Annotated in this window: 14 protein-coding genes; all 14 read right to left on the bottom strand. The window is 45.4% G+C overall.

What is annotated here, in order from left to right; translation table 11 throughout:
• Window positions 1-49: 49 nt before the first annotated feature.
• On the bottom strand, window positions 50-2,125 hold the full coding sequence (gene glyS / locus MLD56_RS16860; protein ID WP_029517788.1) for a glycine--tRNA ligase subunit beta: 2,076 nt from the start codon (window positions 2,123-2,125) through the stop codon (window positions 50-52).
• Window positions 2,118-3,005: a glycine--tRNA ligase subunit alpha gene (gene glyQ / locus MLD56_RS16865; RefSeq protein WP_029517789.1), complete on the bottom strand. Its 888-nt coding sequence runs from the start codon at window positions 3,003-3,005 to the stop codon at window positions 2,118-2,120. Before glyQ ends, glyS begins: the two co-directional genes overlap by 8 nt.
• 404 nt (window positions 3,006-3,409) lie before the next feature.
• The gene (recO, locus tag MLD56_RS16870; protein WP_029517790.1) at window positions 3,410-4,162 is read right to left on the bottom strand and encodes a DNA repair protein RecO; all 753 of its coding nucleotides are present in this window, start codon (window positions 4,160-4,162) and stop codon (window positions 3,410-3,412) included.
• 42 nt (window positions 4,163-4,204) lie between these two features.
• Window positions 4,205-4,342: a YqzL family protein gene (locus MLD56_RS16875; protein WP_080658633.1), complete on the bottom strand. Its 138-nt coding sequence runs from the start codon at window positions 4,340-4,342 to the stop codon at window positions 4,205-4,207.
• Between the two features lie 507 nt (window positions 4,343-4,849).
• A complete protein-coding gene (era, locus tag MLD56_RS16880) occupies window positions 4,850-5,752 on the bottom strand; it encodes a GTPase Era (protein ID WP_029517791.1) in 903 nt (300 codons plus the stop codon).
• Between the two features lie 49 nt (window positions 5,753-5,801).
• Window positions 5,802-6,176 carry a diacylglycerol kinase family protein gene (locus MLD56_RS16885; RefSeq protein ID WP_025722122.1) on the bottom strand — a complete coding sequence of 125 codons (375 nt, stop codon included), beginning with the start codon at window positions 6,174-6,176 and terminating at the stop codon, window positions 5,802-5,804.
• Window positions 6,176-6,673: an rRNA maturation RNase YbeY gene (gene ybeY, locus MLD56_RS16890; protein ID WP_029517792.1), complete on the bottom strand. Its 498-nt coding sequence runs from the start codon at window positions 6,671-6,673 to the stop codon at window positions 6,176-6,178. The genes MLD56_RS16885 and ybeY overlap by 1 nt, the downstream gene beginning before the upstream one ends.
• A gap of 55 nt (window positions 6,674-6,728) precedes the next feature.
• The gene (locus MLD56_RS16895) at window positions 6,729-8,975 is read right to left on the bottom strand and encodes an HD family phosphohydrolase (RefSeq protein WP_029517793.1); all 2,247 of its coding nucleotides are present in this window, start codon (window positions 8,973-8,975) and stop codon (window positions 6,729-6,731) included.
• Window positions 8,976-9,070: 95 nt separating this feature from the next.
• Window positions 9,071-10,042, bottom strand: a complete 972-nt coding sequence (locus MLD56_RS16900) for a PhoH family protein (protein ID WP_029517794.1) — start codon at window positions 10,040-10,042, stop codon at window positions 9,071-9,073.
• A gap of 6 nt (window positions 10,043-10,048) precedes the next feature.
• Entirely contained in the window at window positions 10,049-11,242 is a 1,194-nt protein-coding gene (gene yqfD, locus MLD56_RS16905) for a sporulation protein YqfD (protein WP_029517795.1), read from the bottom strand.
• On the bottom strand, window positions 11,239-11,532 hold the full coding sequence (gene yqfC, locus MLD56_RS16910; protein WP_029517796.1) for a sporulation protein YqfC: 294 nt from the start codon (window positions 11,530-11,532) through the stop codon (window positions 11,239-11,241). Before yqfC ends, yqfD begins: the two co-directional genes overlap by 4 nt.
• A 380-nt stretch (window positions 11,533-11,912) precedes the next feature.
• The gene (locus MLD56_RS16915) at window positions 11,913-13,322 is read right to left on the bottom strand and encodes a branched-chain amino acid transporter BcaP (protein WP_029517797.1); all 1,410 of its coding nucleotides are present in this window, start codon (window positions 13,320-13,322) and stop codon (window positions 11,913-11,915) included.
• A gap of 421 nt (window positions 13,323-13,743) precedes the next feature.
• On the bottom strand, window positions 13,744-14,322 hold the full coding sequence (locus tag MLD56_RS16920) for a hypothetical protein (protein WP_029517798.1): 579 nt from the start codon (window positions 14,320-14,322) through the stop codon (window positions 13,744-13,746).
• Between the two features lie 44 nt (window positions 14,323-14,366).
• Entirely contained in the window at window positions 14,367-15,368 is a 1,002-nt protein-coding gene (gene floA, locus MLD56_RS16925) for a flotillin-like protein FloA (RefSeq protein WP_029517799.1), read from the bottom strand.
• Between the last annotated feature and the right edge of the window lie 27 nt (window positions 15,369-15,395).

Below are 15,395 nucleotides of genomic sequence, written 5' to 3' on the forward strand. Positions count from 1 at the left end.
TATATTTATACCCATTTTTTCAAGTTGTTCATACTACCACAACTGACGTTTAAACTACAAGCTTGGAAAAATCGGCAAAACGCTTCAGTTCTGAGTCAATAACAGCCAGCAATGCCAAACGATTATTACGAACAGCGTCATCCTCAGCCATAACCATAACGGAATCAAAGAACGCCGTTACCGCAGGGGTAATGGATGAAGCTAGCGCTAACGCCCGTGTCGCATCACCTTCCTGTAGAGCTACGCTGTAAGATTCATAAGCGCTATACCATGCTTCGTAAAGCGTTTTTTCGCCTTGTTCCGTAAACTCACCCGTATTAACTGACTTATGAACTGCTTTAGCAGCCAGATTACCTACACGATTAAAGGATTCAACTGTTGCTTTGAATACCTCACCTGTTTGTACGGCAGTCATTAACGCAGCTCCGCGGTTAACAACGGAAGCAACGTCGTCATATCCAGCTGCAAGCACAGCATCCACAACGTCATAACGAAGTGTCTCAGACAATAGTTTCTTCACGCGTAATCCAAAAAACTCATGTAATTCTTTACGTATTTCATCCGCGGAACGTTTCATATTTCCAAGGTTGCCGTGCACATCGAGCGCGATATTGAACACATCAGACAACGTAGCTGAAAGCTTACGATCCAACAAAATCTGCACAATACCTGCTGCCTGGCGACGAAGCGCGTAAGGGTCCTGTGAACCTGTTGGAATAATACCGATGGAGAAGCAGCCTGTAATAGTATCTATCTTGTCTGCGATACTTACAATCGCTCCAGCATTCGTTGAAGGAACCGTTTCTCCTGCATAACGCGGCTGGTAATGCTCAAACACCGCTCTTGCCACTTCTTCCTTCTCTCCAGCCTTACGAGCATAGTCCTCACCCATCACACCTTGCAGTTCCGGGAACTCATATACCATTTGTGTTACCAGGTCAAATTTACAAATATCCGCTGCTCGACTAACCGATTCCTGTGTATCTGGAGAAACGCGAAGCTTCTCTGCCAGAGCATCAGCAATACGGCGGATCCGGCGCACTTTGTCTCCAACCGTTCCCAGCTCTTCGTGGAAAACGATACTTTCCAGTTTGGAGAGTGCATCCTTAATTTCCAGCTTCTGATCTTCTTCATAAAAGAATTTGGCATCAGACAGCCGCGCACGCAATACTTTTTCATTCCCTTTAGCAATGACTTCCAGCGATTGACTTCCTCCGTTACGTACCGTAACAAAATATGGCAGTAGCTCTCCTGTGCGATCCAGCACTGGGAAATAGCGTTGATGTTCACGCATGGAAGTAATGAGTACATCCTTCGGAATGTTCAGGAACGCAGGATCAAAACCTCCGAACAGTACTGTTGGGGTTTCCACCAAATACAGCACTTCTTCCAGCAAATCATCTTTTACCGCAATCGTCCAATCTTTTTCGGCAGCCAGCGCTTCAATCTGCTTCACGATAAGCGATTGACGTTCCTCAATGTCCACAATGACATGCTGCTTGCGAAGCACTTCAACATAGTCAGCTGGACTTTCTACTACGGCATCCTGTCCAAGGAAACGATGCCCTCTTGTCACGTTTCCTGACTGCACGCCGGCAATCTCCAAATTAACAATATCGTTACCAAACAAGGCAATCAACCAGCGGATCGGACGAACAAATTTAAAGTCATAACTCGCCCAGCGCATAAATTTAGGGAATGTCATGGCATGTAAAATGTGCAATAAACCTTCGGACAGTACATCCGCCGTTGGAACACCTATGCTGCTCTTAGTTGCGTAAATATATTCCACGCCTCCAAGCTCCTTGAACGTAAACTGTTCAGGATCAACACCTTGGCTGCGAGCAAAGCCCAGTGCAGCCTTGCTCCAGTTACCAGCTTCGTCTAGTGCGATTTTGCGGGAAGGACCTTTAACCTCTTCGTTAATATCTTCTTGCTTCTCCGCTACTTCCTTCACAAGTACCGCCAAACGGCGAGGTGTAGCATAAGCCTCTACAGCACCATAAGCAATACGCGAGCTGTCAAGCCATGCCGTCATACGCTGCTTCAACTGCTGAATCGCATTCGGGATAAAACGTGCAGGGACTTCTTCCAACCCGATCTCAAACAATAAATCTTTAGACATTTGCCGCACCTCCTTTCTTCAACAGCGGGAAGCCCAGCTTCTCGCGCTCCTCCAGATAGGTCGCAGCCACCTGACGCGCCAAATTACGCACTCGTATAATAAACCCAGTCCGTTCCGTCACACTGATCGCTCCGCGAGCGTCCAGCAAGTTGAACGCATGAGAACATTTCAGCACATAATCATAGGCTGGAAATACAAGATGCTGCGCCATCGCTTTATTTGCCTCTTCTTCGTACATATTGAAAAGAGTAAAGAGCATTTTGACGTCAGATACTTCGAACGTATACTTGGAATGCTCAAATTCAGGCTGGTGGAAGACATCACCGTACGTGATTCCGTTGACCCACTCCAAATCGAACACATTCTCCTTGTCCTGGATGTAGGAAGCAAGACGCTCCATACCGTACGTGATTTCTACGGCAACCGGACTGGCATCAATACCACCCACTTGCTGGAAATAGGTGAACTGAGTAATTTCCATACCGTCCAGCCATACTTCCCAACCTAAGCCCCACGCTCCCAACGTCGGTGCTTCCCAGTTGTCTTCAACGAAACGAATATCATGCTCCAGAGGGTCAATGCCCAAACGGCTCAAACTTTCCAAATACAATTCCTGAATATTATCTGGTGAAGGCTTCAAAACTACTTGGAACTGATGATGCTGATACAGGCGATTCGGGTTCTCACCATAACGTCCGTCTGACGGACGACGAGAAGGCTCAACATAAGCTACATTCCACGGCTCAGGTCCGATCGAACGTAAATACGTCATTGGGTTCATCGTGCCTGCCCCTTTTTCCGTGTCATACGGCTGTACAATAATACAGTTGTGTTCAGCCCAAAATTGTTGCAGCGTTAAAATCATCTGCTGAAAATTCATTGGTACACACTCCCTTTCCAATTCCCTCAAATGTTGGTGATTTCTTCTCATTTAAGCTCGTATGTACAGGGCTATTTTATCCCAAAAGCCTTGCTAGAGACAGCAAAAAGCCCCCGCCTCTACGCCTGTACAGACGTAGGGACGAGAGCTGACTCCCGCGGTTCCACCCTACTTGATTGCGATCCTATATCACCAATCAGATCGTAATCCTCTTTTCCGTGTCCATTCAGACGCTCCCGAGTGCCTTGTTCACGAAGAATTCCCGCTGGGCTTACACCGTCCCCAACTCGCTATTTACAGAGAATACATCCCGCTACTTTCTCGTTCAATGCATCTGCTCCCAAAGGAGATATATAGTAGGATATTACACGGTTTCAGCAATACAGTCAAGGGATTAGGGCGTTTCACATATCGTACTTGTCGAGCTGATCCAAAAAATTGCGGGATTTTAGCTTGACCTCCAACTGCATATCCATGAACTGACGCATGACATGTTTGATCTCCAGCTTAGTGGAGTCCTTCACGTCAATGTTGCCGAGCCGATTCAAATCCATTCTGGCGAACAAGCGCAGCAACTTCAGTGTACGTGGAGTCACGCTCAATGCAGCTGGATCAAAATGCTTGTAGCTCCGACACAAAACTCCGCCTAGCCTCGGACTGACGAACATATCCTCATCAGCACATTGTTGACCACTTGAAATACATGCATCAAGCTGAGGAGCATATCCGGCCGCCTGCAATATTTTAAATTCATAAATACTCATGACAATCAGCGGATCTTTGCCACTCTCCAGCGCCTCCAAACATGCTTTAAGCTGCCTAAACCAGAATGCGCCTGTTTCCTCCTCCTGTAACACCCGATCGAGTAATTCACAAGCATAAGAAGCGTAAGCTGCCTTAGTAATATCCTCGCGTAATGTATGGTGGGATTGGATGATTTCACCGGCATTCAACGTGCCTAAGCCTGTATTTCGAAAAAAAACGAATTCGCCGTACGTAAACGGCTGCGTTAAAGCAGCGTGACGGCTTTTGGACTTTTTTGCACCTCTGACCAGCACGCCTGCTTTGCCTCCGCTTTCGGTGCAAAGCGTAATAATTTTGTTCCCCTCACCGTAATCCATGCTGCGGATGACGATTCCTTCCACCCTGTAAAGCATGCCTCTTCCCCCAAACATTCGCGAAGAAGCCAGTGGCTTGTACTATTCACGGGCTTCTTCATGCTCGTCCGACTCTCCTTCATCCGTATCTTGCTCCCTTGTCATGGCGCTCTCCCGGTATAACAGATACGCACCGACATCTCCAGTCATCGCAAAATACTTCCACGAAAAATCTCGCAATCGTATTCATCCTCTCTTCGGAAATGACGTTTGCATCTCAAAATTAGGATGATGCGAAGAGAAGGGAAGTATGCGATGAAATAAATGGATTGCGTTAAAAAAGGCTGCTGTATGTAGAATGGAATACGCTTCGCAAATGATTTGATCTTACGATCGCTGTTACCCCCGAATTTATTTGAATGTAAAACATACAAATGGTTAAATTCGGGGGTAAAGGCGAACGCTATCGCTTCTTCAGATTCAAATCCTTCGCTCCGCACATCGTGCATACAAGGCCTTTTTTAAAGCACACCTATTTCATCGCTGGAAGAAAAGGATAAAAAGAGCAAGAAGTTAAGCGCCGCACATACGCGGCGCTTTAAATGATCAGGAGACTATTACTATCTCAGCCAAGAGATCGGGACGGCTTTTTTATGATGCTTACTACAACTATACATATTTATTTAATATCAATTTTTAACCTCAATAAACCCTTGAACTAAAGTGACGTAGAATCGAGTTCTGTTTTTAAGCGTCGCGATGAAAGCCAAGGTCACGAAGGACGCGTTCCTGGTTGCGCCAGTCTTTTTTGACCTTAACCCAAAGTTCCAGGAAAATCTTGGAGCCTAACAGGTTTTGGATATCCTGGCGTGCCTGTTTGCCCACTTCTTTGAGCATGGCTCCCTGTTTGCCGATAATAATCCCCTTCTGGGAGTCACGTTCTACAAAAATAACAGCCATAATATGCACTACACCATTATCCTGCACTTTCATGTCTTCAATCATAACCGCAATAGAATGGGGTACTTCCTCACGTGTCATATGCAGAATTTTTTCACGCACCAGCTCGGCAATGACAAACTGTTCTGGATGATCGGTAATTTGATCATCCGGATAATATTGCGGACCTTCTGGTAAGTATTTTTGCACCTGCTCCAGCAGGGTGTTTACATTGTTGCCCATTTTGGCCGAGATGGGTACGATTTCTGCAAAGTCGTACAACTTGCGATACTGCTCAATCAGGGGTAACAATGCTTCTGGCTCAATACGATCAATTTTATTCAGCACCAAAATAACTGGCGTTTTTACTTGTTTAAGCTGTTCCGCAATAAAACGGTCGCCACCGCCTAGACCTTCAGCAGCGTCAATAAGAAAAAGTACCGCTTCTACTTCACCCAACGTATTAAAAGCAGTCTGATTCATGTAATCGCCTAATTTTGACTGACGCTTATGAATCCCGGGTGTATCCAAAAATACAATTTGCGTGTCCTCTGTAGTAAATACGCCGTGAATTTTGTTGCGTGTAGTTTGTGGCTTGTCTGACATAATGGCGATCTTCTGCCCAATGACGTGGTTCATCAGTGTTGATTTTCCGACATTAGGTCTGCCAACAATTGCGACAAAGCCTGATTTAAAGTGTTTCTTAGCCATTTCATTTCCTCCAGCGCGATTAAGCACCTATTTTATTTTGGTTTTTCCATTAAAACAGCGAACTAATTAACGTCAACATAGGCCTATAAAACACAAATATACCAATAATTACAGCAAAAACCGCTGCCAGGAGCACGGCTCCGGCGGCGGTGTCTTTAGCCGCTTTGGCCAGCGGATGAATATCAGGTGAGATGAGATCCACCGCTGCTTCAACAGCGGTGTTGAACAGTTCGGCTACAATGACTATAGCGATAGCCACGCAGACGAATAACCAGTCGAGCCGGGAGATGTGCAGAGTTAAGCCTGCTACAATGACAAGGAGCGCCACGGCCACATGTATCCGCATATTTACTTGCGTACGCAGAGCGTACATCACGCCTTCTGCCGCATAGCGAAAAGTCATTCTCCAAGGCTGACGTCTCATTACCTTGTCAACCCCGCTTGAGCCAGTACAGCTTCCTGTTTGCCCATCATTTCAGCTTCACTCACATCATCCTGATGATCATAGCCTAACAGATGAAGAAAGCCGTGAACAAACAAAAAACCGATTTCACGCTCAATCGAATGTCCGTATTCTTCACTCTGAGCTTGCGCTGTTTGTACAGAGATTATAATATCCCCCAAAACATCAGGTACATCATTCAATGAATTTTCATCATTCGGTTCGTAAATAATTTCAAGCTCTTCATCCAGTGTTTCCTTCATAGCAAAAGACAACACATCGGTGGGACGATCAATTCCCCGATAGTCCCTGTTCAACTCATGAATTTGCTCATCATTAACGAAGGTAAGGGCTACCTCACCGTCAGTGACTCCTTCCACTTTGCCTGCCTCCTCTAATAAGGTGTTCAGCAGCGTAATCAAGGATTCGTTAATTACCATATCGTTTTGTTCATTATTCCAAGCTAATTGAAGGCCCATGCCAACCGCTCCTTTTAATTCTAGTGCTCTAACCGTACTTCATGCACAAGTTATATTAAGCTTTTCCGTTTTCAGACTTGGGCCTTTCCTCCGGATACTCAATACGGGAATGGAAAATCCCCATTACTGTTTCCTTGAGGGTTTGAGCCACGATATCAAGCTCCCGCATGGTCAGCTCGCAGTCGTTAAATTGGTGATCATCCAGACGGCTCTTAATAATTTTCTCAATCATGGATTCAACCTGTTCCACTGTCGGCTTCCGTAAGGAACGAACTGCTGCCTCCACGCTATCAGCAATTCCCACCACAGCAGACTCTTTAGACTGAGCCTTCGGTCCCGGATAACGGAAATCATCCTCCGTGAAGTCAGGCTCCACCCCCCGCTCTTCAGCTTCGCGCAACGCCTTGTGATAAAAATAGTGTAAGAATGTCGTTCCGTGGTGCTGCTCGGCAATATCGCGAATGGGCTTGGGCAGCTTGTAATCCAATTGCATTTCCACGCCGTCACGAGCATGGGCGATAATGATGGATTTGCTCAGCTTGGGCTCTATTGTATCATGTGGATTTTCCAACCCATTTTGATTTTCAATGAAGTACGAAGGCCTCTTGGTTTTACCAATATCATGATAATACGAACCAACCCGGCACAACAAGCCGTTTGCCCCTATAGCCTCCGCTGCGGCCTCTGACAGATTACCCACCATTACACTATGATGATACGTTCCCGGTGTCTCCGTAAGCAGCTTGCGGAGCAATGGATGATTGGGATTTGACAGCTCAACAAGCTTCAGTGCCGACAAGATACCAAAGGTAGACTCAAAAAATGGCATTAGCCCAATAACAAGTATTGCTGTTATCAGACCGCCTGCAAAAGCAAAAGCTACCCCATAGAGCGTCGTCGTTTGAGTCCAATTCCCTTGGTCAATCAGTGCCAGAGAAAAAACAGACAGGGCACCGAACAGGCATACCATAATCGCCCCTTTGAACAGTGTTGAACGCTGGCTGGCTCGATGGGTAGAGAAAATCGCTGCCAGACAGACCACAATAGCAAAAAATCCAAAATTAAAGTCGAAAATTTGTCCCTGACGGACATTCAAAATAACACTTGCCAATATACTGAATATAACGGCACATACGAAAGCCAACGACATATCAAGCAACAGCGTTACGAGCATAGCTCCAAGCGCGATAGGCGCCAGATAGCCGAGATAGGAACGTTCATTGTTCTGCAGTATGGAAATTAACATCATTGCTCCAACTGTTATCACAAAGATTAATACTAGCATGAGCAACTGCGCATTATTATACTTGAAGTTTCGTGTTCGTGATTGAAATTGACGAATATACATAAACAGGCCCAATGCCAGCATCATAGACAGCATCAGCAGTCCAAATTGTGGCCAATAATTGATTTTATCCTTGAGCAATTCATTTTCATCAAGCAGTGTATAGATTTCCTGGGTAATAATCTCACCCTTCTTGACGAGTACTTCACCCTGTTTAATGTAAACCGTCGGTGTATCTTCACGAGCCTGTACCTTTGCGTCCTTCGTAGCTGTATCATCATAAAACTTGTTGGCGGTAATCACAAGCCTTGCAAGTTCCTGAACAACCTCCCGTGAAGTACGCTTAGTAAGCGAGCTTGTACTAACCCGCTCAGCTACTTTCGCTCGGGCTGTCTGAGCATCCGTAATTTGATCATTCATCAACCCTGTCACAATCTCACGGGCAACAGGCCGCATTTCAGCAATATCCTCAGATGTAAGGCGCGGAATTTTAATGAATGTCTCCTCTGGAATTCGGTACGTTTGCTCTTTCGTTTTTTCCAGCACTTCATCCAGCAACTTATCTGGGTAGGCATCCGCATTACGGCTGTTATTCACAAAATTTTGTACAAATTCCCGTGCACGTTGCGGAATCTCATCCTTATAAATCGAAATCTTATCTGCTCTGGAGACCTGGTCATCCTGATTGAGCCGTTCAATTCGATCCAAAATACCAGTAATCAGGTTATCGTTGCGAACGGGCACAATGGTATACATGGGCTGCACACGTTCAGCTGATTCCTCTTGAGCCTTCAAAGTCGCCTTACTGTTAGGAAGCTGCATCGGGGCGACAATTTCCTTTTCACTCGGTTGATTTACCCGAATATCATAACGCTCGGGAAGCAGCTTGGACGCAAAGCCTACATAAAAAAGAACCACCAAAAATAAAAACAGAAGATAGCGTGTCACCACGCTATACTTCCATCCATTCATTCTATGCTGGAACGTTTTCCCTTTAGATAATTCCTTCGAGGTCATCTAAAACAATCCCTCTCCATCATCTTTTTCAAGGCAGCTACACTGCTCATTTTATACTTTTTCTGGTCGTACACGGCATACTCGTGATTGAATGACTATCCTTGATTTTCGGCAACTCGGTCATAAGCAACAATAATTTTCTGTACCAAGGAATGACGGACAACATCCTCTTCTGCAAACTGGACAAAGCCTATTTCCTCAATCCCTTGTAAAATCGCATTCGCTTCAATCAGACCGGATTTTTTGCCACGAGGCAAATCAATTTGCGTAACATCGCCGGTAATGACCATTTTGGAGCCAAAGCCAAGTCGAGTCAAAAACATTTTCATTTGCTCGGGTGTAGTGTTTTGCGCTTCGTCCAAAATAATAAAAGAGTCATCCAGCGTACGTCCCCGCATATAAGCCAAAGGTGCAATTTCTATTAATCCGCGCTCCAGTGCCTTTGCAGTCTGCTCTGGGCCCATCACATCGTATAGGGCATCATACAATGGGCGTAAATACGGATCAACCTTTTCCTGTAAATCCCCTGGTAAAAAACCTAAATTTTCACCTGCTTCCACCGCAGGACGAGTCAGTACAATGCGCTTGACTGAACCTTCCTTCAGGGCAGCTACGGCCAGCACTACAGCCAGATAGGTTTTACCAGTACCCGCCGGGCCAATTCCAAATACAATATCGCGTTTCTTAATCGTGGTTACATAGTGCTTTTGTCCAATCGTTTTGACGCGAATCGGTTTACCCCGGAACGTCGTCGTAATTTCACCCTTGAACAAATCGAGCAGCTGATCAGCACGCAAATCTTTTGCCAGTTCAATCGCATAATGGACATCCCTTTCGGTCAGTATATACCCATTGCGAATTAACTGGAGTAATACGTCGAACAATTGTTCGAGCACTTCCACCTCGTGAGCATTACCAAAAACATTAACTTCTGCCTCACGAGATGCTATTTTTGCGGGAATAGCTGCTTCGATTAATTTCAAAAAGGAATCCTGCGGGCCAAATAACGCCTGTCCTTCTCCCGCATTGTTCAATGCAATTTGTATGCTGCGTTGTTGTTCTGCCAAATAGCCTCATTCTCCTTGGTTATGAACTAACGGAAGTTCTTCCGCAATATCCTGCTCCACTTCAAAAAGCACTTTCATATAAACTTTACCATTCTCTCTCTTCTCATGCAAAATTTTTTGGCTCATTATTTTCGTTCCTTTGCCGTATTTAGCTAAAATATCAGCTCGCGCGCCTTCTAAACCTGACATTTTCGCTTCTGCTTCCGTAAGCTTCTGCTCCTGTATCTTTGTCTCCCTCACACTTTCGGTCATCCAACCCATCGGAAGTTTGTAGGAACGCCATGTTAGCGGATCATGTTCAACTGTTGTTTTATGTGTAGAATAAGGTATTTTCCCATATCCCCACAATTGTATCGCACGGTTGCCTAGGACCAGATACAAGCGGTCATGACTGATACCTGTATACGTGCTGCTGCGTTGCACCGTGGGACTGCTAATTTCGTATTCATGCCATACAAGACCCTTAACCTCTCCTTTGGCTACGACCTGCTGTTGGTTCTCCTCATCTCCAAGCGTTCCAGAGATGAGGATGGCTCCTTTTTTGACACGCGTATTTTTATGCACGACAGGACGACCCTGCTCGGCAAAAATTTCAGTAACTACCGCATCTGCCTTACTAATGATATGACGAGGGCTGTAGAGCGGCGCAGGGGTAGGCTGTGAAGCTTCAACAACCTGAATCGTCACCAAAGTACCCTGCTTTTCCACACCGATCCAGGATGCCTCTGGAAGCTTCTGCATGAGCGCACGTGAAAGCTTGTCTTGACTGGATAGACGAAAGCTCCATTGAAATGGATACAGGCCCTCCTGTCGAGCGGCTTTGAGAACAGATTCCGTCGATAGCTTATCATTCCCCTTTACTTCAATGTCCCAGATAAGCGAAGACATCAGCAGAAGACCTATCCAGAACAAAGCCAATCCAGCCAGGAAAAATTTACGTTTGGCAAGTCGTACAGCAGTAAAGGGAAGCCCTTGCCGCTTCAGAACATGCATTTTACAGCCTGTCCTTCTCAAAAGCGGGCGTAGGAGGAAGACGTGCGGCAGCAGAAGGTTCATTTCTGCATGTCTAGTACCCATCGGCCGCACGTTCCACACAGGTATATGGTGATCGGTGAGTAAATTAATGAAAGCTTCCACACTTTCGCCCTTGATAGCAAGGGTAACCGTACCACGCAGCTTTGCTAAAGCAGGATGTTTCACGAGCCTTCCTCCGTTCCTTCCATTTGGATATCCGTTATATGTCCCTCCACACTTACCTGCTCTGGCAGAATAGACGTAATGACTAGATCATGGCCCGACACCCTCAGCCTGCCTTGCGCAAGTGCAAGTACGAGCTGATCCGGCGTGAAATCCACCACGCCCCGGTGATTCTCCACATAAAGCTGACGGCTGCCGATGAGGGTTAACCGCGGCAGGTCAAATAGAATGTCCTGCGGAAGCTCCAGCGTCTCGCTGGCCCACTTTCGCAGTTTGCGGCTCATCCTGCTCATACGGCGAAATCTCCCTTCCTGTCATCAAAATATTTGTTATCCAACGGCTTAGAGTTGTTTTGATGACAGCACGCTGCTATTTTTTCATCTTCTGTTATTGCCATCCGGTACCCATAGATGTTTCAAGGCAGCTACGCTGCTGGCTTTCCATCTTATATTCTTATGATCAGTGAACACCATTACACCAGTGCCACAGATATCTGTACTGTACATTTTATGATCCAGTCGCGGCATTTATGAGGCTAAACTTACAATTCGTAGTAGCTACTATATTGCAGAGGAAAAAGATGTGTCCTTTCAAAATTCACAACAAAAAAGACAACCTCATTTTCATATTGAAAACAAAGGTTGTCTTTTTTGAATTTCATTAAATGACACGGTTATTTTTCGCTATCTCGATTTAAAAGAGAGTTTTTTCTAGAGTATAAGAAGTAAACAGCCATACCAATGACAAGCCAAATAATAAAGCGAATAAATGTCTGGCCATTCAAATTAAGAATGAGCACCCCACATGAAACGATAGCCAGGATCGGGATATACGGAACTCCAGGACATCGGAAGGCCCTTGGCAAGTCAGGTTGTGTTTTTCTCATAACGATAACGGCGACCGAAATCAGAATAAATGCTGACAAGGTTCCAATGTTCACCAAACTTGCTAACTCATCCAGCGGAATCAGTCCACCCATTAATGCAGATAAAGTGCCGAAAAACAACGTGTTAATGTAGGGCGTTTTGTATTTGGAATGAACCTTGGATAATACTTTGGGGACTAAGCCGTCACGTGACATAGCAAACATAATACGAGTTTGACCATAGAGCATTACCAGCATGACCGTTGTCATCCCTAAGATGGCTCCTATATCTACAATACCTGCAACCCAGTTCTGGCCCGCAACCTGCAATACCAATGACACGGGGTGAGAGATACCTTCAAATTGCATAAACGGTACTATACCAGTCATAATCGCGCTAACAATGACATACAAAAACGTACAAATAATGAGTGAGAAAATAATGCCTCGCGGTAAATCAGTAGTGGGATTTTTAGTTTCTTCAGCCGCCGATGAAACAGCATCAAAACCAATAAAAGAAAAAAACACAAGAGCTGCGGCTCCAAACACCCCACTGAACCCAAACGGCATAAACGGTGTCCAGTTATCTGGCTTCACATATTTAAAAGCAACGATGATAAATAATAAAATAACAACAATTTTTATGATTACCATGATGTTGTTTATCCGTTTTGATTCTTTTATCCCTAAATAAAGCAAGAACGTGATACCCATCAAAATTAAAAAAGCTGGGAGATTAAAATAAGTAGTTTGGTCTTTCAAAGCCCCCGGTGCAGCAGTGAATTCAAGCGGAATGTGAAGGCCAATTCCGTTCAAAAATGATACAAAGTAACCCGACCAACCTGCGGAAACGGCGCTGGCTGCCAGCATGTATTCCAAAATTAAATCCCATCCAATAATAAAGGCCAATAGCTCCCCCATCGTAGCATATGTAAAAGTGTAAACAGAACCGGATACTGGAACGGTGGATGCAAACTCCGCATAAGCCAATGCTGCGAATAAACACGCGAGTCCCGCAATCACAAAAGAAAGAACTAAGCCTGGACCAGCCGTAACTGCTCCTGTACCTGTCAACACAAAAATTCCCGTTCCGATAATGGCTCCAATTCCAAGCATCGTTAAATCAAACGCACCCAGCTCCCTTTTGAGTGCTTTTTCCCCTCGCGTAGCGGCAATCAACTGATCAATGCTCTTCTTTCTAAACAAGCTATTTCCCATCGATCCCATCCTCCTAAAAATTAATTTTTCCATTTTTATAACCTTGTTGTATCACCTCGATATAAATAAAATTTTAGGTAAAATTGGATTGAATTTCATAAGTATCTATCATTGAGAACATTATATATAAAAAAGAAAAAATGAAAACTGCTTTCGGAAAGCTCCATTCATATTGTTACATCTGATCATTTTTCAGGAATATATTTTCATAAATGAGGCGCTAAATTAGACAAAATGCCACCATTTTAGATGACAACAAATGTGAGAAAGCTAGAGCACACAAGGGATTATCACATTCGTTGTCAGGTAATTAGAGCATTTGTCGTTAATTCACTTTTTATTCCGAGCATGGTTATGTATTCCTAAAGCATCACAAAAAAAGATCCGCCACAGCCAAAGCCGTGACGGATCCACTATCATTTTAACGTCTTCCTCCACCCATGTAGCGCTTGGAACGTGGAGGACCTAATATTTCTGCCCAAATCACACCTCTGCGCAGATCAGCCGTATCCACCGTATTACGGTCTTGCGAAGCTATCTCTGGCGCATCTGTAATTTCCCCTGACTCCCTCGCATTGGATATACGATCGAGACGGGCTAAAACCATTTTTCGTTCTTCTTCCATAGCACGGATCCGATCCTCTAGAGTCGAACCGTTATCTAATGAATCCCGGTTCATTCGTTCTTCCGTTTCCGGCCGATCGCCCATTTCTTCTATGCGACGAGCTTCCATAACCGTCCGTCGTTCATTAGGAAATTGACGTTGCAGCTCTCCAGCAATATCCTGCTGACGTTGCTCTTGTCCATGTTCCATTGTGAAGGGTCTGGATGACGTCGAGGGCCCACGAGAACCATGATCACCACCAAAGGTAGGCATACCTTTTCGCGGCGGTGATTTCCGCCCTGTACCTTGGATGCTTTTCCCCAAAAAAGACACCAAAGCAAAGCCAATCACGATCAGGATATACAAATGTTCAAAGATCCAGCTGATAAAGTTCATTACTCACCACCTAGCTGCCGTAATTCATCGGCTATGTCCCGTTATTAATCCCGGTTTTTGTTGTCATTCCCCGAGTTCTCATTCGGTTTGCCTAAGGAGCCACGCATTTGCGTATCCGCCTCAATATTTTTCAAATTCATATAGTCCATGACACCAAGCTTCCCGCCGCGTAGCGCTTCAGCCATTGCCAGCGGTACTTCGGATTCGGATTCCACCACGCGTGCTCTCATTTCTACAACACGTGCCTTCATTTCCTGCTCCTGCGCTACAGCCATCGCACGCCGCTCTTCCGCTTTTGCCTGCGCAATACGTTTGTCGGCTTCCGCCTGCTCTGTTTGCAGAAAAGCACCGATATTTTTACCTACATCAACGTCCGCAATATCAATGGACAGGATTTCAAATGCTGTCCCGGCATCCAAACCTTTGGACAATACGGTTCTTGAAATTGAATCCGGGTTCTCCAGCACGTCCTTATGCGAGTTACTGGAACCTACGGTCGTAACAATACCTTCACCGACCCGTGCAATAATCGTTTCTTCTCCAGCCCCCCCAACAAGTCGATCAATGTTGGCACGCACCGTAACACGAGCTTTAACCTTCACTTCAATACCATCCTTGGCGACCGCAGCAACAATAGGTGTCTCAATAACACGCGGATTAACGCTCATTTGGACCGCTTGCAGAACATCCCGTCCAGCAAGATCAATCGCTGCCGCACGTTCAAACTCAAGCGGAATGTTAGCACGCTGCGCAGCAATCAACGCATTGATCACTCGGTCTACATTCCCTCCTGCGAGAAAGTGGCTTTCCAGCTGGTTGATGTTCAAGCCCAGACCCGCCTTGGTTGCCTTAATGAGCGGATTGACAATTCGGCTTGGCGTGACGCGCCGTAAGCGCATAGCTACCAGCGTAATGATGCCAATGCGCACACCCGAAGCCAATGCTGAAATCCACAGCATCACCGGGAAGAAACTAAAAAATACGCTCAATACAATAATCACTACAACGGCAATCAGCAAAACGCTGACAATACCCGATTCGAACACTCGCATCATCCTCCATTAATCTAATTC

Source organism: Paenibacillus peoriae (assembly GCF_022531965.1).
GTDB lineage: Bacteria > Bacillota > Bacilli > Paenibacillales > Paenibacillaceae > Paenibacillus > Paenibacillus polymyxa_D.

What these genes read in the sequence shown, in the direction of transcription:
- glyS (WP_029517788.1), bottom strand. Translation starts at nt 2,125, where the DNA reads ATGTCTAAAGATTTATTGTTTGAGATCGGGTTGGAAGAAGTCCCTGCA.
- glyQ (WP_029517789.1), bottom strand. Translation starts at nt 3,005, where the DNA reads ATGAATTTTCAGCAGATGATTTTAACGCTGCAACAATTTTGGGCTGAA.
- recO (WP_029517790.1), bottom strand. Translation starts at nt 4,162, where the DNA reads ATGCTTTACAGGGTGGAAGGAATCGTCATCCGCAGCATGGATTACGGT.
- era (WP_029517791.1), bottom strand. Translation starts at nt 5,752, where the DNA reads ATGGCTAAGAAACACTTTAAATCAGGCTTTGTCGCAATTGTTGGCAGA.
- MLD56_RS16885 (WP_025722122.1), bottom strand. Translation starts at nt 6,176, where the DNA reads ATGAGACGTCAGCCTTGGAGAATGACTTTTCGCTATGCGGCAGAAGGC.
- ybeY (WP_029517792.1), bottom strand. Translation starts at nt 6,673, where the DNA reads ATGGGCCTTCAATTAGCTTGGAATAATGAACAAAACGATATGGTAATT.
- MLD56_RS16895 (WP_029517793.1), bottom strand. Translation starts at nt 8,975, where the DNA reads ATGACCTCGAAGGAATTATCTAAAGGGAAAACGTTCCAGCATAGAATG.
- yqfC (WP_029517796.1), bottom strand. Translation starts at nt 11,532, where the DNA reads ATGAGCAGGATGAGCCGCAAACTGCGAAAGTGGGCCAGCGAGACGCTG.
- MLD56_RS16915 (WP_029517797.1), bottom strand. Translation starts at nt 13,322, where the DNA reads ATGGGAAATAGCTTGTTTAGAAAGAAGAGCATTGATCAGTTGATTGCC.
- MLD56_RS16920 (WP_029517798.1), bottom strand. Translation starts at nt 14,322, where the DNA reads ATGAACTTTATCAGCTGGATCTTTGAACATTTGTATATCCTGATCGTG.